Origin of the sequence: Sinorhizobium numidicum, assembly GCF_029892045.1 — a bacterium.
Taxonomy (GTDB): domain Bacteria; phylum Pseudomonadota; class Alphaproteobacteria; order Rhizobiales; family Rhizobiaceae; genus Sinorhizobium; species Sinorhizobium numidicum.
Genome location: NZ_CP120368.1, coordinates 116,376 through 131,199, shown reverse-complemented (window position 1 = coordinate 131,199; position 14,824 = coordinate 116,376). Strand labels below are relative to the sequence as shown.

The window sequence follows — 14,824 nt, the reverse complement described above, 5'->3', positions numbered from 1 at the left end:
CCTATTTCTTTTCCATGGCATCGAGTGTTGCAGCGAGCCGCTTGTCCTCGTTGAAATAGCGGGCGCGGTCCCAGAAGTGCGGGCGGCCGATGCCGGTCGAAACGTGGCGTCCGATGATCCTGCCATTGGCGTCTTCGCCGTCGATTTCGTATCGCATCAGGTCCTGGGTAATAATCACGTCGCCCTCCATGCCGACAACCTCGGTGACGTGGGTGATCCGCCGCGACCCGTCACGCAGGCGGGACGCTTGAATGATGACGTCGACAGAGCCGGCGATGATTTCCCGAACGGTCTTGGCCGGCAGCGTGTAGCCGCCCATGGCGATCATCGACTCCATACGGCTCAGGCATTCGCGCGGCGTGTTGGCGTGGATCGTTCCCATCGAGCCGTCGTGACCGGTGTTCATCGCCTGCAACAGGTCGAAGACCTCCGGCCCGCGTACTTCGCCGACAATGATACGTTCGGGGCGCATGCGAAGGCAGTTCTTGATGAGGTCGCGCATGGTGATTTCGCCCTCGCCCTCGATATTCGGCGGGCGTGTTTCAAGGCGGACCACATGCGGCTGCTGCAATTGCAGTTCGGCCGAATCCTCGCAGGTGATAATGCGCTCGTCGCCGTCGATGTAACGCGTAAGGCAGTTGAGCAGCGTCGTCTTGCCGGAGCCGGTGCCGCCGGAAATGACGATGTTGCAGCGGACGCGGCCGATGATCTGCAGGAGGACGGCGCCCTCCGGCGTGATCGAACCGAAGCGCACGAGCTGCTCCAGCGTCAGCTTGTCCTTCTTGAACTTGCGGATCGTCAGCGCCGTACCGTCGATTGCGAGCGGCGGGGCAATAACGTTCACGCGGGACCCATCCGGCAGGCGCGCGTCGCAGATCGGGCTCGATTCGTCGACACGGCGGCCAACCTGGCTGACGATGCGCTGGCAGATCGACAGCAGTTGAGCGTTATCACGAAAGCGGATTTCCGATTCCTCGACCTTGCCGCCGACTTCGATGAAGGTCTGGCCGGCGCCGTTGACCATGATGTCGGCGATGTCGTCGCGCGCCAGCAGCGGTTCGAGCGGTCCGTAGCCGAGTACGTCGTTGCAGATGTCGTCGAGCAGTTCCTCCTGCTCGGAGATCGACATCGCGAAATTCTTGATGGTGATGATATCGTTGACGATATCGCGAATTTCCTCGCGGGCGCTCTCGGCATCGAGCTTGGCGAGCTGCGACAGGTCGATCGTATCGATCAGCGCAGAAAAGACCTGCGATTTGGTGTCGTAGTAGTCCTCTGCCCGCGGCGAGCGGCGGCGCGCCGGGGGAGCGGGCGGTTGCGGACGAGACGGTGCGACAGCGGGATCGGTGAGAACCGGCGCGGCCGCTCGCTCCATCGAAGCCGGCTGCGCAGCCGGCATGGACGGCGGAGCCGCGGAACCTCTCGCGCCACCCTTGCCAAACCCTTCATTTCCGCGTTTGCCAAACATCATTTCATTCCAATTGCTTCATTGACCGGGCTACCGCCTGCCGAGTCTCGCGAGGACCTTGCCGAGGCTGCCCTTGCGCGCTTTCTTGACGGTTGCGCGCCCGGTCAACAGATGGGCGAGTTGCGAGAAAGTCTCCGCTGCCGGCGATTTCCTGTCGATTTCCGCGATCATGCGTCCGCTGTTCGAGGCGTTGCCGAAGAGAACCGCATCGAAGGGGATGATTGCCGCAGCCTCCGCCTCCAGCGACTCGCAGAACTCGTGGGGCGCGATCTCCGGCCGCTTGGGCATGCCGACCTGATTGAGAACGAGATGCGGTACCTTATCGTTCGGCCGAAGCTTCTTCAGCGCGTCGAGAAGATTCTTCGCGTTCCTGAGGCTCGCAAGATCGGGAACAGCGGTGATGATCACCTCGTCGGCCTCGCCGAGAACGGAGCGGGTCCAGTCCGACCAGACATGGGGAACGTCGAGTACCGAAACCGGCGCGCTACGCTGGAGGATTTCGAGGATCGGATGAAAGGCGCCCGCCTCGAAATCATAGGCGCGGTCGAGCATCGAAGGCGCGGCGAGCAGCGACAGGTGCTCCGAACATTTGGTCAAAAGACGGTCCAGAAACACCTCGTCCAGCCGGTCCGGCGAAGACACAGCCTCGGAAATTCCCTGCGGCGGATCCTGGTCGAAGTCGATATTGGCGGTGCCATAAGGAAGATCGAGATCGGCGAGGATGGTCTCCGTCGAAAACAGATTGGAAATGCCCCAGGCGCAATTGTGTGCGATCACGGATGAGCCGCAGCCACCCTTCGCGCCGATGAAGGCCAGGCTTCGGCCCAGGGGCTCCGCCTCCGGATCGACGAAGATCGCCGAGATCGCCGCAAGAATATCGGCCATCGCGACCGGGGCGACCATATATTCGGAGATGCCGTTGCGGATCAGCTCGCGATAAAGCGCAATGTCGTTGTGCCGGCCGATGATGATGACTTTGGTGCTCGGATCGCAGACTTCGGCGAGCGGCGCGAGCTCCGAAAGCAGCGATCGGGGCTCCGTCGCGGTCTCGAGTATGATCAGGTTGGGTGTCGAGACGCTCGCGAACATGTTCGCGGCCGCCGCAACGTTGCCGGCAGTGATCCGAAGGCTGACCTTCGCCATGCGGCGGTCTTGCCCGCAGCGCTCCATGAGACGCTGCATGGCATCGCTCTCGCAGAAAGCGTGGATCGAAATGCGCGGCAGCGGCCGGAGTTGGTCGAGATCGCCCGTGCGCACGGCGTCTGCGGCAGCAAATTCGTCCGCCTCACCGTCGATTCTGTATTCAATCGCGTTCATCTCTTGTCCTTAAGCACCGCATCAGTTGAAGACGATCGTCGTTCCGCCATCGCCCTTTTCGATGCCGCGCCAGGTGTTGATCACTTCGCCACGTTGTTCGGCATCGATAGGCGACATCTGGCGCGGCCCGACCAGGTCCGTCGGGTTCGCGATCTGAGCGGCGAGGTTGGACTGGGTGGCGCAACCGAAATTGTAGTAGTTGCGGTTTTGCACGGTGTTGAGCGTCAGGTCCTCCGGCCACTCGCCGCAGGGCGCGGTCTGCGCGGCAATCGCGACATAGCTCAAGCGAATGGGCGCCGCATCCCCTGCCGAGCCGGCTTCGTAGCTGGTTTCGATCACTCTGTTTGCCGGTACGCCAGTCGCTGCCAGCAGGCGGCGTATATCCTTGCGCACGGCATGGGCGGCATTGCTGTTCACCGATCCACGCGGCAGCATGATCTGGATGACGCCGCTGGAGGCGGTGCGGTATTCGGCGGCGAAGCCGCGGATGACATCGCGCGTGCCTTGGGTCAGTCGTGAGTCTCCGGAAGCGACGGGAATGTCGATCGTCCGCTCCGCCTCGGCAAGGACGATCGGATGGCGGGTGCGATAATCGTCCGGGATCGAGCCGGTCGCCAGCTTATCCTTGGTGCCGCAGCCTGCAAGCAGGCCGGCAAGGATTGCCAGTATCGCCACGCGGGATGTTGTGTGCGCAGGAAGGCCGAAACGGGTCGAGGACATCTGTGTCTGCCTTTCAAAACTATTCTGCCGCGCGGTTCGGTGTTTCATAGCCCGACCTATTTGTAGATGAAGCCGACATTGCCGTGATAGCGGCCGACCGGGGCCTGCGCCTCCGGGCGTCCGTAGATCCGGTTGACGCGGCCGAGGAAGAAGCTCTCGAGATCGTTGGCCGCATTGAAATTGTCGTCGGGCCGCGAAATCGCGCTGCGGGCAACCGGCCGCACCAGATAGGGTGTGGCGATGATCACGAGTTCTGTCTCGTTGCGCTGGAAGTCCTTGCTGCGGAAGAGCGTGCCGAGAATCGGAATCTTCGAGGCACCGGGCAGGCCCGACATCGCCTGACGGATATTGTCTTGGACGAGGCCGGCAATGACGATCGAGCCGCCGGACGGCAGTTCGACGCTCGTCGAAGCCTCGCGCTTGCGGATACCGAGGAAAGTGTTGCCGGGAATAGTATTCGTGCCGTTGCCGGTAACAACCGAGCCCTCGTAGGTGGGCTCGGAGACATTCGTTTGAATCTGCAAGCTTATGCGGCCCGGGCCGAGAACCACAGGTTTGAAGTTCAGCCTTATGCCGTATTCGACGTCGTTCACCTCACGCGCGACTGTTGGCGCACCTGTTTCCTCATCTGCTGAGACCTCCTGTGCCCCAGCAAGCCGGAACTCACCGCCGACGTAAAACTTGGCTTCTTGGCCGGAAATTGCCGTCAAGCTCGGTTCGGCGAGCGTGCGCATCACGCCCGCCTGTTCCATCGCGTTGATATAGCTCGAAATCGTAGTTCCGCCGATCGAGCCCTTCACGAGCGCGTTCGCGCCGACGCTGATCGCATCGCCGAGGTTGGCAGGGTTGCGGAAGCCGATTCCGCTTTCTCCGTCCGCAACGCTGCCATTAAATCCGAGCTGCTTCAGCACCTGCCGGCTGACCTCGGCAACGGTGACCTTCAAAGTTACCTGATCGTCGCCCTCGATCGTCAGCAGATTGACGATTTGGGAATCCTGACGGTCTTCGGCGAAAATATCGGCGTCGCCGTTGGTGCCCTGTGCAGTGATGTTCCGGGTCGTCGCCTCGCCGCCTTTGAGGAATGCTCGTGCGAGATCGACGGCTTTGGTGGAGTCGAGCGGTGTGCGGACGGTGCCGGTCAGGACGACGTTATCCGAGATGATTTCGACATTGATATCGGCCTCGGGAATGAAGCGGCGGAGATTCGCTTCGAGGCCGGCGACATCGCGCTCGACCGCGATTTCGAGGCTGACGATTTCCTCGCCGTTCGGCCCGAAGACAAAAATATTCGTCTGACCGACAGCCTTGCCGAAGAGATAAATACGACGCGACGTGCGCGTGACCGCGTCGGCGAGCGACGGGTCGGCAACGAGGATATCATGAGCATCCGTCGGCAGGTCGACGACCACCGCCTTGTTGAGACCGAGATTGACGACCCTTTTGGCGCCCGGACCGCTTTCGACGATTCTGACGACAGAGGAGGCGGCCGCCTCAGCCGTCTGCAGCGGCCAAGCCATGCCCGACAATGCGAGACAAAATGATAGACCGGCTGCGAGAGACGTCCGAAATATGTTTCCGTTCCGCTTCACCTTGCGTCCCCGCTCGATCTTCATTTCTGGTTCTGGAGGGCCGCGCCATCGCTCTTGACGATGGAACCCGATTTGATGACCTGGATGGTCGGCTGGCCGTCGCCGCTGAGAAGATGATCGGCGGCATTCGTATCGGCCTCCTGGGCGTCGGCGACGCTCCGCAGCGCCAGCGAGATACGCTCCGCCATCTGCTGCGCAACCGTCATGACCTTCGATTGATCCGGCGTGAGTTCAAGCGTCGCCGTGGTGCCGACGACGGATTTCGAGCCGTCGTCCTTCTCTTCGACCTGCTGGTCGATCGCCAGCACGCGGACATTGCTCAGTACCGTTTCGGTCAGATAGAGGTCTCCATCGGACTTGCGCACCATGATGACGTCGACGCGATCGTTCGGCAGAATGAAGCCGCCTGCCCCGGTCGCAACGGTAATCTCGGTGGCGACGGCCCGTTTTCCCGCCGGCAGCAGCGACGACATGATCCGGTTCGAGGCGTCGGCGATTTTTTCCTGGCGGACCGGCTCGCCGTTGAAGATCGGCAGGCGCACGACGGCGCCGGCAAGGTCTTCAAGCGCGCTCGGCCGGTTTTCCTCGGTAATCAGGCCGTCGACGACGCCGTCCTTAGGCCAGGCCATCCAATGGATCGAATCCGCCGCGAGCCGTGAACCCACCGGCAGGCTCTTGCTGGCGACGAGCACGTTGATGGCAGGTGCCTGTTCGACGAGCGGCTCTGCCAGTTGCGGGGCGGGACCACGGGTGAGTTTCATCGCCAACAGCCCGGCCATAGCCGCCGAGCCGACGGCCACGGCCAGAATGATGATGCGCACCGGTTTCATGATCGCCCCAAAGTCCCTCGAAATCCCCGGGACCAGATTGATCAGGAATTGGTGTAATTATAGTTAACGAGCCGCTCATATAGATGGTTAACGAAAAGCTCGAGAGCCGGTCCGCCTCGCCGCGGAACTCTTCAGGAAAGTTGCGCGAAAGCGGCTTGCATCAGCGGCGATGAGGGATAAGCCGCGAAGCCGCCGAAAGCGACGGCGACTCCGTAGGGTATTTTCTTCGCCATCAGCAAAAGACGCGGAACCGGGATGCCGATAGCGAGGATCGCGTTCTCCTGCCGGCGCAGCAGGAGGACGGCGAGGGTCAACAGACCACCGAACACCGAGACATAGAGGAGGAACGCCGCGAGCGAAGGGGTCAGGCCAAACCAAACGGCACTGGCGGTGAGAAGCTTGGCATCACCCCCGCCCATGACGTTCGCCGCAAAAAGGCAGAAGCAAATGGCAAAGACCAAAGCCGCCGCTGCGATATGCAGGCCGATTTGTTCGACGTGGAACCCAGCCAACGGCGCGACAATAACGAAGGCGCCCAACAGGATCGCGGATATGCGATTAGGTATCGTCATTGTTACTAGATCGGAAAACGCGGTAAACGCCAGACAGAATGGAAAAATCACAAAGATGGCTGCTGCGACCATTCGAGTTTCCTGGCTTTGATCGTACAAATTGAACGACCGGCAATTATATTACTTATCTCCAATTGATTAAAGGCCGCCTTCAAAGAAGACGGCCTTTGCGACTTCAGTTACGGATTTGCCGGGGCTCCGGCCTTCGGCGCTACGCTCAGGTAAGAGCCCAGATTGGTGAACTGCGTGTCCAGCTTGCCACCGAGCGTGGTTGCGCCGGTGATCAGAGCAACCGAGATCAAAGCCGCGATCAGGCCGTATTCGATTGCCGTTGCACCGGACTCGTCCTTCAGCAGGCGGGCGAAAATCGTCTTCATGGTGATTCTCCTACTTCACGTGTTTGTTGTTCAGCACGTCCGCCAACTGTTTGCCGTTGATCGGATACCCTCAAATTAGCGGGGGCTAATTGCCATCGACTTAAGGAAACCGGTTACCGTGAAGTTAAGTCGCCACCCCGTTTTCCTGGGTAAATGCTTCAGAAAGGGATGTGTTAAATTCCGCTCGACCGACGTAACGGTTCATTCACCAAAAGACGCGAGGATGCGGCAGATACCCGTCATGAGGAAGCGCCATGACCATGCCTGTCGAGACCAAGCGGATCGCCACGTTCGCCTTTGCCATGATCGCATTTGTTGCGGTTTCCGCTCCCTGTGGGGTGCGTGCGGAAGAGATGATGCGCGTCTATATGGATCACGCGCGCGTGCTGAAGCTCGACCGGCCGGTCAGCAAGGTGATCATCGGCAATTCGGAGGTTGCGGATGCGACGGTGGCGGACGCGAAAACGATCGTGCTCACAGGGCGCAATTTCGGCACGACCAATCTCGTCATTCTCGACCAGGATGGAAACGCCATCGTCGACGAGCGTATTCTGGTATCGATCGATGAAGGCAATACCCTGCGCGTCTATAGGCAGACGGTGCGGAGCGTTCTTTCCTGCACCCCGAATTGCGAGCGCGCCGAGCGCCAGGTTTCCGCCGCAAGCAGCAACTGAGACCGAAGCTTAAAATTCGAATCGCTAAAATTCTTCGGACCACTGAAAACGAATTTTCAACAGTCCCCGGTATTTTGCCGCCGATCAGATGTGACTGACGGAACGGCACAATGGCGATTGAAGAGGAAACTTCCGGCCCCCGCAGGCGTTCGCCTCGCCGCCTGTTGCGACGTCTGTTCGGCGACAGGCAGGGCGCGACCGCGATCGAGTTCGCGGTGCTCGCGCTCCCCTTCTTCGTGATCGTCTTCGCCTCGATCGAAACCTTCGTCGCCTTTGCCGGTGAACAGCTGCTTGCGAACGCAACGGACACGCTGGCGCGGAAAATCCGTACCGGCGAAATCAGATTGGGCACCACGACACCGGAGCAGTTCCGCCAGGCTTTCTGCGATGAGATTTCGATTTTAATGCCCTGTTCCGCAACGGAAGTGACCGACGCTGAAAAGCTCCATCTGGATATCCGTGAGATCACCGATCTGACGAACTTTCCAGAGGCGGTACCGCGGGTCGGCTCCGCTTCATCCTCTGATCTCGATACCAGCGGCTTCCAGTTCGCTCCTGGCGGTCCGAAGGCTTTCACCATGGTGCGCGCCTACTACCGTTGGGAAGTGATTACCGATCTCATTCGCCCCTATGTCACGAACCTGCGCCCCGCCGGCAGCAGCATGCCCCGCGATTTCCTGATGGTCGCGACCGCAACCTTCCGCAACGAAGACTACTGAGGACGCCATGAGACGCTTGCAGGGATTCTCGCTTGCTCGGCGCGCGCTCGGATCATTCTCCTCGTTCTGGAGGGACCGGCGCGGCGTCGGCGGCGTGGAGTTCGCGATCGTCGCGCCGCTGCTGATCATGGCCTATATCGGGGCCTTCGAGATTTCGCTCGGCTTCACCATCGCCCGCAAGGTTGCGCGCGCCTCGAGCGCTATCTCCGACATCGTCTCCCAGCAGACCGACATCAACAAGACACTGCTGGACGACATGAAACATGTGGCGAAAAGCATCATAGCGCCCTATGACAGCGCAAATTACGCGCTGAAAATCACCGGCATCCAGGTCAGCGGCACCACCAGCGGCAAGGTCATGTGGTCACGCGACCAGAATGGTGCGACGCCCTATGCCGTCGGCTCCACCGCCACTGTCCCCGCTGAGCTTGATGCCGTGAACGCATTTGTCGTGCGCACCGAACTCGTGGTTCCGCACGAGCTCCTGCTCTTTGCGCCGAATCTCGCGAGCAACGTCAACACGATCAATCTTTCCAAGACGTCCTACTATCGCCAACGCTTCGGCAACACGATCAAATGCACGGATTGCTGACCGACCGCTGAATTGCAATGGGTGTGACGGCGCGCTATTCCTGCCGGATTGCGCGGCTCTCTCGCGCAGTTCAACAGCACCGGATAGCGGCCCTCCCGTCGCCGCATTCCGGTTCACCGGGTGGTTCATGGCGCGTGCATTCCTCTTCGTACTCGACTCCTTCGGCATTGGCGGCGCGCCGGATGCGGAGGCGTTCGGCGATCTTGGGGCGGACACGCTCGGCCACATCGCCGAATTCTGCGCGGCCGGCGCCGGCGATCGGGCAGGTCTGCGCGAGGGGCCGCTGCAGCTCCCGAACATGTCCGCTCTCGGCCTGATGCACGCGGCCAAGCTTGCAACGGGACGACTGCCCGCCGGCATGACGCTGCCGGAGCGCGTCTATGGCGTCTACGGCGCTGCCAGCGAAGTCTCGCGCGGCAAGGACACGCCGTCCGGTCACTGGGAAATTGCCGGCACCCCGGTGATGTTCGACTGGGGCTATTTCCCGGCCGAGGGCGACGCCTTTCCGGCCGAGCTCGTCGAGGCAATCTGCCGCGAAGGCGATATTCCCGGCATCCTCGGCAATTGCCATGCCTCCGGCACCGACATCATCGCCCGCCATGGCGAAGAGCATATGCGGAGCGGAAAGCCGATCTGCTACACGTCTTCCGATTCCGTCTTCCAGATCGCCGCGCATGAACAGACCTTCGGCCTCGAACGATTGCTGGAGCTCTGCCAGGTCGTGCGCCGCCTCCTCGACGACTACAATATCGGCCGCGTCATCGCCCGGCCGTTCGTCGGCCAGCATCCGAGCAATTTCACCCGCACCGGAAACCGCCGTGACTATTCCGTGCTGCCGCCGCAGCCGACGATCCTCGACCGGCTGAAGGAGGCGGGGCGCGCCGTCCACGCGATCGGCAAGATCGGCGACATCTTCGCCCATCAGGGTGTGACCAAGCTCACCAAGGCAAACGGCAACATGGCGCTCTTCGATGCGAGCCTTGCCGCTGTTGACGAGGCCGAAGACGGCGATCTCGTTTTCACCAATTTCGTCGATTTCGACATGCTCCACGGCCATCGTCGCGACGTGCCCGGCTATGCCGCAGCACTCGAAGCCTTCGATGCCCGCCTGCCGGACCTCGACCGTCGTCTGAAACCCGGCGACATGGTCATCCTGACCTCCGACCATGGCTGCGATCCTACCTGGCGGGGCACCGACCACACGCGGGAGCGCGTGCCGGTGCTGATGTTCGGCCCATCGCTGCGCAGCCGTTCATTCGGCATTGCCAACACTTTCGCGCATATCGGCGAAACCGTCGCCAGACACCTCGGCATCGCGCCCGGCCCGTATGGGAGAAGCCTCGTTTGACCGCACATCTGAAGAAAGCCGAGGTGCATTGCCACATCGAAGGCGCGACACCGCCGGAACTGGCGCTCCGGCAAGCGCGTAAATACGGCGTCAATACCAGTGCCATCATTCGCGACGGAGCTTATGTCTGGGACGATTTCACCAGTTTCGTGAAATGCTATGACAGCGTCGCCTCGCTGTTTCGGACCGAGGGCGATTACGCGCTTCTCGCCGAAACCTATCTGACGGAACTCGCCGAGGCGGGGGCGATCTACAGCGAAATCATCGTCTCGCCCGACCACGGCAACACGATCGGGCTCGGTGCTGACGCCTATATCGAAGGCCTTGCCGCCGGCATGGAGGCGGCGAAGGCGAAGACCGGGATAGAGTCTCGCATGCTGATCACCGGCATTCGCCATCTCGGCCCGGAATCTGTCGTCAGCACCGCCGAATATGCGGCCGCGCTACGGCATCCGCTCGTCACCGGCTTCAATCTGGCCGGCGAGGAGCGGATGCACAGCGTCGCGGAATTCGCCCGCGCTTTCGATATCGTCCGCGACGCCGGTCTTGGGCTGACCATTCATGCCGGCGAGCTTTCTGGCGCCTTCAGCGTACGCGACGCATTGGACCATGTCCGGCCGTCGCGCATAAGCCATGGGGTCCGGGCGATCGAAGATGGCGACCTCGTGAAGCGCCTTGCCGATGAAGACGTCGTGCTGGAGGTCTGCCCCGGCTCCAATATTTCGCTGCAAGTCTTCCCCGACTTCGCGGCACACCCGCTGCCCCCGCTTTACGCGGCCGGCGTTCGCGTCACACTCAACTCCGACGATCCACCGTTCTTTCACACGTCACTGGCGCAGGAATACGAGATCGCGGCGCATGTGATGGGTTTTGAAGACGGTGAGTTAAACCGGATGACGCGAACGGCGATCGAAGCCGCTTTCGTGGACGAGCCCACAAGACAGAGACTGCTGGCAATGCTCCATATGTAGGCCGGAGGCGATCGGGCGTCGGCGTTGCTAAGCCGGAGTGGCTAATGCATGTTTCCGCCGGAAGCGGACCAATACCCTTGCGGCTTCGCCTCTTTCCATGGAAAAGAGGCGGACGGAGCAATTTCGCGGGAAGGTGAGCCATGGACGGCGTTACAGTGATCGATCATCCGCTGGTGCAGCACAAGCTGACCATCATGCGCAAGAAGGAGACGTCGACTGCTGGCTTCCGCCGGCTGCTCAAGGAAATCTCGACGCTGCTCTGCTATGAGGTGACGCGCGATCTGGAGCTCACCATGGAGCGGATCGAGACCCCCTTGCAGGAGACCGATGCGCCCGTGCTCGAGGGCAAGAAACTTGTCTTCGCCTCGATCCTGCGCGCCGGCAACGGCCTGCTCGAGGGCATGCTCGAGCTCGTGCCTTCGGCCCGCGTTTCGCATATCGGCGTCTATCGCGACCACGAGACGCTGCAGCCGGTCGAATACTACTTCAAGGCGCCGGAGAGCCTGTCGGAGCGCCTTGTGATCGTGGTCGATCCCATGCTTGCGACCGGCAATTCCTCGATCGCCGCAATCGAAAAATTGAAGGAGCGCGGCGCGAAGAACATCCGCTTCCTCTGCCTGCTCGCCGCACCTGAAGGTCTCCGCAATTTTCAGGCCGCACATCCGGACGTACCGGTCTTCACCGCCGCGATCGACAGTCATCTGAACGAAAAGGGCTACATCGTCCCGGGGCTTGGCGATGCCGGCGATCGGATGTACGGAACCAAGTAGGTTTTTCCTTAACCGAACCGCAAAACAGTTGAGCGCCGCCGGTTTTCCGGCGGCTTTTTTGCGCGGCATTACAGCGCCGCGCGTCTTTTCAGACGCACAAAGGTCGCTGTAACATTTTCAATTAACGCATAATTTTATCCTTAAATCGGGTTCGATTTAAGGAATTGTGCAGTAGCGATGATCTGCTCAAATGAGCCCCACCGCGAGCGCGCCGACGCCTGGAGCCTGCGAATGATCACACGCCTGCTCGTCTTTGCCGGAGGACTTGCCGCCCTGGCCCTGATCGTTCCGGAGCTCGCCTCTACCTACCTCGCCCCTCAGAACGGCGCCGCGCCAACGCCGCAGGCCGCGAGTACAGGGCCAGCGGCGACCGCCAAATACGCAATCGGCAAAGCCATCGCACTTGAGGCGGATGGCGCCGGCCATTTCTTCGGTACGTTCCGGATCAATGGACGACCTGAAAGGGGGCTGGTCGATACCGGTGCCAGCACGATCGCCATCAATGCCTCCGCCGCCCGGCGGTTCGGCATTTCCGTTGCAAGCCTCGCCTTTGACGCGCGGGCTCAGACGGCCAACGGCATCGTGGAGGCCGCCTATGTCAAACTCGACCGTGTCGAGATCGGCGGCATTTCGCTTAAGGATGTCGACGCCATGGTTCTCCCGGACAAGGCACTTTCGGGCACGCTCGTCGGCATGTCTTTCCTGAATCGGCTATCGTCCTATCGGGTTGAGGGCGGCGCGCTCCATCTCGTCAGGTGATCCTGGAAACGATGACCGGGCGCGGCGCCGGCTGTTCATCCTCGATCGTGTAGAGCGCGGCGACCATCTTTCGCATCTCCCCGGCCATCTGCCGATCGGCCGCGTGGATGAAAGCAATTGGCTCTCCCTTCTGCACTCTCGTTCCGAGCGGCTTCAGCCCATCGAGGCCGACCCTGTGGTCAATTTCCTCGTCCGGACGCGTTCGGCCGCCGCCAAGGGCGATGACTACCATGCCCAACTCGCGCGTGCGGCAGGCGGTCAGATAGCCATCCCTCCCGGCGTCTACCGGCACCACCACAGGCGCCTTTGCGAGATAGGTCTCGGCATGATCGACGAAGTCGGCAGCCCCGCCGAGCAGATGGATCATGCGAGCGAAACGCTCCATCGCTGCGCCGCTTTGCAATGCTCTCCGCGCCATCGCCTCCGCTTGAGCCGGACCCGCCGCGACGCCGGCAGCCACTAGCATCTCGGCAGCTAAGGCCATGACCACCTTATCGAGACGCGTGCCCGCCTTCTCGCCGCGGAGATAAGCAAGGCAGTTCTTGATCTCGAGCGCATTTCCGGCTGCGTCGGCGAGCGGTTCATTCATGTCGGTGATCAATGCCGACGTGCGCACGCCGGCACCATTGGCAACATCGACAAGCGAACGCGCAAGGATCTCCGTTTCGCTTGCGTCCGCCATAAAGGAACCGTTGCCGAGTTTGACATCCAGTATGAGCGACTGGAGACCGGCGGCGAGCTTCTTCGAGAGGATGGAAGCAGTGATCAGCGGCACCGAGTCGACCGTCGCCGTGACGTCGCGGATCGCGTAAAGGCGCTTGTCGGCCGGTGCGAGGTTTGCCGTCTGGCCGATGATCGCGCAGCCGACCTCATCGACCACTCTGCGGAACAGCGCCGGCGAAGGCTGAATATCATAGCCCGGGATCGATTCGAGCTTGTCCAGCGTGCCACCCGTGTGGCCGAGCCCCCTGCCAGAGATCATCGGCACGGCCGGACCACAGGCAGCAACGATCGGCGCCAGCATCAGGGAGACATTGTCGCCGACGCCGCCGGTCGAATGCTTGTCGACGACCGGGCGGCCAAGGATGCTCCAGTCGAGTGCTTCGCCGGAATCGCGCATTGCAAGCGTCAGTGCCACGCACTCCTCGCGGTTCATGCCGGCAAACCACACGGCCATCGCGAAGGCGGCAACCTGTCCTTCGGAGATCGAACCGTCGGCAAGGCCCTTAATGAAGCCAGCGATCTCGTCGGCTTCAAGCTGGCCGCCATCCCTCTTTTTCCGGATCACTTCCTGTGGGAGCATCGTCAATAGACCGCCGTTCTTCGCATTGCATCGCTTGCCTCGATGACCGCCAGAATGCTTTCGAGCAATCCCGAAGCGCCCAAGCGGAAAGTCGAGGGCATCAGCCAGTCCGGCCCGTGAATGGTGATCGCGAGATCAAGATAAAGTTTGGCGTCGGCAAAAGTACGAACATCGCCCGAAGGTTTGAAGCCGACCCGGCGGCCGCTCTCGCGGATGCAGGTCAGCATGACGTCCGCCGCCTCCAGCGTGTCGTTGACCTCGCTCTGGCCGGTCGAGGTTTTGAGGAAATCCGCACCCTCCCGGATGGCAATGTGGGACGCTCGGCGGATGAGGGCGAGGTCCTTGAGAGCGCCCGTTTCGAGAATCGCCTTGAGAACGATCGATGCGGGGCAGACTGCGCGGACAGCCGAAATCATCCGGCGCGTCGCCTGTTCGTCGCCCTGAATGAGTGTCTCATAGGGAATGACGAGATCGATCTCCTCGGCGCCCTCGGCGATTGCGGCTTTCGTTTCGGCGACAACCGCGGCGACTGCGCCATCGCCGCCTGGAAAATTGACCGCCGTCGCGAGCCGGATCGCACTCTCCGGACCAAGCGTCCGGCGAGCCTCGGCCACGAAACGCGGCCAGACGCAGATGGCAGCGGCACTGCCATAGGGCGTATGGGCGTCGGCACAGAGTTTCTTGATCGATTCTTTCGTACAATCGGCGCCGAGGTCGCTGAGATCGAGTAGCGAAAGCGCAAGTTGTGCGACTTGCCGATTGGTGGCCTCAATCATGGGCGTCCCTCCACTACAGCGCCGTGCGTCTTTCTGATG

Annotated in this window: 16 protein-coding genes; 7 read left to right on the top strand and 9 right to left on the bottom strand. The window is 61.4% G+C overall.

What is annotated here, in order from left to right:
* Position 1: 1 nt before the first annotated feature.
* From PYH37_RS11690 to PYH37_RS11660, 7 genes are all read right to left on the bottom strand, one after another.
* Complete coding sequence (locus PYH37_RS11690) at positions 2-1,468, bottom strand: TadA family conjugal transfer-associated ATPase (protein ID WP_280736015.1); 1,467 nt, start codon at positions 1,466-1,468, stop codon at positions 2-4.
* 30 nt (positions 1,469-1,498) lie between these two features.
* Complete coding sequence (locus PYH37_RS11685; protein ID WP_280735102.1) at positions 1,499-2,785, bottom strand: CpaE/TadZ family protein; 1,287 nt, start codon at positions 2,783-2,785, stop codon at positions 1,499-1,501.
* A gap of 21 nt (positions 2,786-2,806) precedes the next feature.
* A complete protein-coding gene (locus PYH37_RS11680) occupies positions 2,807-3,505 on the bottom strand; it encodes a CpaD family pilus assembly protein (protein ID WP_280735101.1) in 699 nt (232 codons plus the stop codon).
* A gap of 56 nt (positions 3,506-3,561) precedes the next feature.
* On the bottom strand, positions 3,562-5,118 hold the full coding sequence (locus PYH37_RS11675) for a type II and III secretion system protein family protein (RefSeq protein WP_280735100.1): 1,557 nt from the start codon (positions 5,116-5,118) through the stop codon (positions 3,562-3,564).
* A complete protein-coding gene (cpaB, locus tag PYH37_RS11670; RefSeq protein WP_280735099.1) occupies positions 5,115-5,924 on the bottom strand; it encodes a Flp pilus assembly protein CpaB in 810 nt (269 codons plus the stop codon). Before cpaB ends, PYH37_RS11675 begins: the two co-directional genes overlap by 4 nt.
* A 131-nt stretch (positions 5,925-6,055) precedes the next feature.
* On the bottom strand, positions 6,056-6,568 hold the full coding sequence (locus PYH37_RS11665) for an A24 family peptidase (RefSeq protein ID WP_280735098.1): 513 nt from the start codon (positions 6,566-6,568) through the stop codon (positions 6,056-6,058).
* Positions 6,569-6,675: 107 nt separating this feature from the next.
* The gene (locus PYH37_RS11660) at positions 6,676-6,873 is read right to left on the bottom strand and encodes a Flp family type IVb pilin (protein WP_280735097.1); all 198 of its coding nucleotides are present in this window, start codon (positions 6,871-6,873) and stop codon (positions 6,676-6,678) included.
* 260 nt (positions 6,874-7,133) lie between these two features.
* On the opposite strand from PYH37_RS11660, the gene PYH37_RS11655 reads away from it, so the two are divergent.
* The 7 genes from PYH37_RS11655 to PYH37_RS11625 all read left to right on the top strand — a co-directional run bounded on the left by PYH37_RS11655 (position 7,134) and on the right by PYH37_RS11625 (position 12,706).
* Positions 7,134-7,547, top strand: a complete 414-nt coding sequence (locus PYH37_RS11655; RefSeq protein ID WP_425336150.1) for a pilus assembly protein N-terminal domain-containing protein — start codon at positions 7,134-7,136, stop codon at positions 7,545-7,547.
* Positions 7,548-7,657: 110 nt separating this feature from the next.
* Positions 7,658-8,266: a TadE/TadG family type IV pilus assembly protein gene (locus tag PYH37_RS11650; RefSeq protein WP_280735096.1), complete on the top strand. Its 609-nt coding sequence runs from the start codon at positions 7,658-7,660 to the stop codon at positions 8,264-8,266.
* A 7-nt stretch (positions 8,267-8,273) separates the two neighbouring features.
* Positions 8,274-8,858: a TadE/TadG family type IV pilus assembly protein gene (locus PYH37_RS11645; protein ID WP_280735095.1), complete on the top strand. Its 585-nt coding sequence runs from the start codon at positions 8,274-8,276 to the stop codon at positions 8,856-8,858.
* A gap of 127 nt (positions 8,859-8,985) precedes the next feature.
* On the top strand, positions 8,986-10,206 hold the full coding sequence (locus PYH37_RS11640) for a phosphopentomutase (protein WP_280735094.1): 1,221 nt from the start codon (positions 8,986-8,988) through the stop codon (positions 10,204-10,206).
* The gene (locus PYH37_RS11635) at positions 10,203-11,177 is read left to right on the top strand and encodes an adenosine deaminase (protein ID WP_280735093.1); all 975 of its coding nucleotides are present in this window, start codon (positions 10,203-10,205) and stop codon (positions 11,175-11,177) included. Before PYH37_RS11640 ends, PYH37_RS11635 begins: the two co-directional genes overlap by 4 nt.
* 140 nt (positions 11,178-11,317) lie before the next feature.
* Positions 11,318-11,947, top strand: coding sequence for a uracil phosphoribosyltransferase (gene upp, locus PYH37_RS11630; protein WP_280735092.1), 630 nt, complete (start codon positions 11,318-11,320; stop codon positions 11,945-11,947).
* A gap of 231 nt (positions 11,948-12,178) precedes the next feature.
* Positions 12,179-12,706, top strand: coding sequence for a TIGR02281 family clan AA aspartic protease (locus PYH37_RS11625; protein WP_280735091.1), 528 nt, complete (start codon positions 12,179-12,181; stop codon positions 12,704-12,706).
* Here the strand turns inward: PYH37_RS11625 and deoA are convergent.
* Together deoA and deoC are read right to left on the bottom strand one after the other, a co-directional pair.
* Positions 12,699-14,015, bottom strand: coding sequence for a thymidine phosphorylase (gene deoA, locus PYH37_RS11620; protein WP_280735090.1), 1,317 nt, complete (start codon positions 14,013-14,015; stop codon positions 12,699-12,701). The genes PYH37_RS11625 and deoA overlap by 8 nt on opposite strands.
* A complete protein-coding gene (gene deoC / locus PYH37_RS11615) occupies positions 14,012-14,785 on the bottom strand; it encodes a deoxyribose-phosphate aldolase (RefSeq protein WP_280735089.1) in 774 nt (257 codons plus the stop codon). The genes deoA and deoC overlap by 4 nt, the downstream gene beginning before the upstream one ends.
* Between the last annotated feature and the right edge of the window lie 39 nt (positions 14,786-14,824).

Bases quoted from the DNA above. Each gene is read 5' to 3' on its own strand.
- PYH37_RS11625 (WP_280735091.1), top strand. From the start codon at position 12,179: ATGATCACACGCCTGCTCGTCTTTGCCGGAGGACTTGCCGCCCTGGCC.
- upp (WP_280735092.1), top strand. From the start codon at position 11,318: ATGGACGGCGTTACAGTGATCGATCATCCGCTGGTGCAGCACAAGCTG.
- PYH37_RS11640 (WP_280735094.1), top strand. From the start codon at position 8,986: ATGGCGCGTGCATTCCTCTTCGTACTCGACTCCTTCGGCATTGGCGGC.
- PYH37_RS11675 (WP_280735100.1), bottom strand. From the start codon at position 5,118: ATGAAGATCGAGCGGGGACGCAAGGTGAAGCGGAACGGAAACATATTT.
- PYH37_RS11645 (WP_280735095.1), top strand. From the start codon at position 8,274: ATGAGACGCTTGCAGGGATTCTCGCTTGCTCGGCGCGCGCTCGGATCA.
- PYH37_RS11650 (WP_280735096.1), top strand. From the start codon at position 7,658: ATGGCGATTGAAGAGGAAACTTCCGGCCCCCGCAGGCGTTCGCCTCGC.
- deoC (WP_280735089.1), bottom strand. From the start codon at position 14,785: ATGATTGAGGCCACCAATCGGCAAGTCGCACAACTTGCGCTTTCGCTA.
- PYH37_RS11680 (WP_280735101.1), bottom strand. From the start codon at position 3,505: ATGTCCTCGACCCGTTTCGGCCTTCCTGCGCACACAACATCCCGCGTG.
- PYH37_RS11655 (WP_425336150.1), top strand. From the start codon at position 7,134: ATGCCTGTCGAGACCAAGCGGATCGCCACGTTCGCCTTTGCCATGATC.
- PYH37_RS11660 (WP_280735097.1), bottom strand. From the start codon at position 6,873: ATGAAGACGATTTTCGCCCGCCTGCTGAAGGACGAGTCCGGTGCAACG.
- cpaB (WP_280735099.1), bottom strand. From the start codon at position 5,924: ATGAAACCGGTGCGCATCATCATTCTGGCCGTGGCCGTCGGCTCGGCG.
- PYH37_RS11690 (WP_280736015.1), bottom strand. From the start codon at position 1,468: ATGTTTGGCAAACGCGGAAATGAAGGGTTTGGCAAGGGTGGCGCGAGA.
- PYH37_RS11685 (WP_280735102.1), bottom strand. From the start codon at position 2,785: ATGAACGCGATTGAATACAGAATCGACGGTGAGGCGGACGAATTTGCT.
- PYH37_RS11665 (WP_280735098.1), bottom strand. From the start codon at position 6,568: ATGGTCGCAGCAGCCATCTTTGTGATTTTTCCATTCTGTCTGGCGTTT.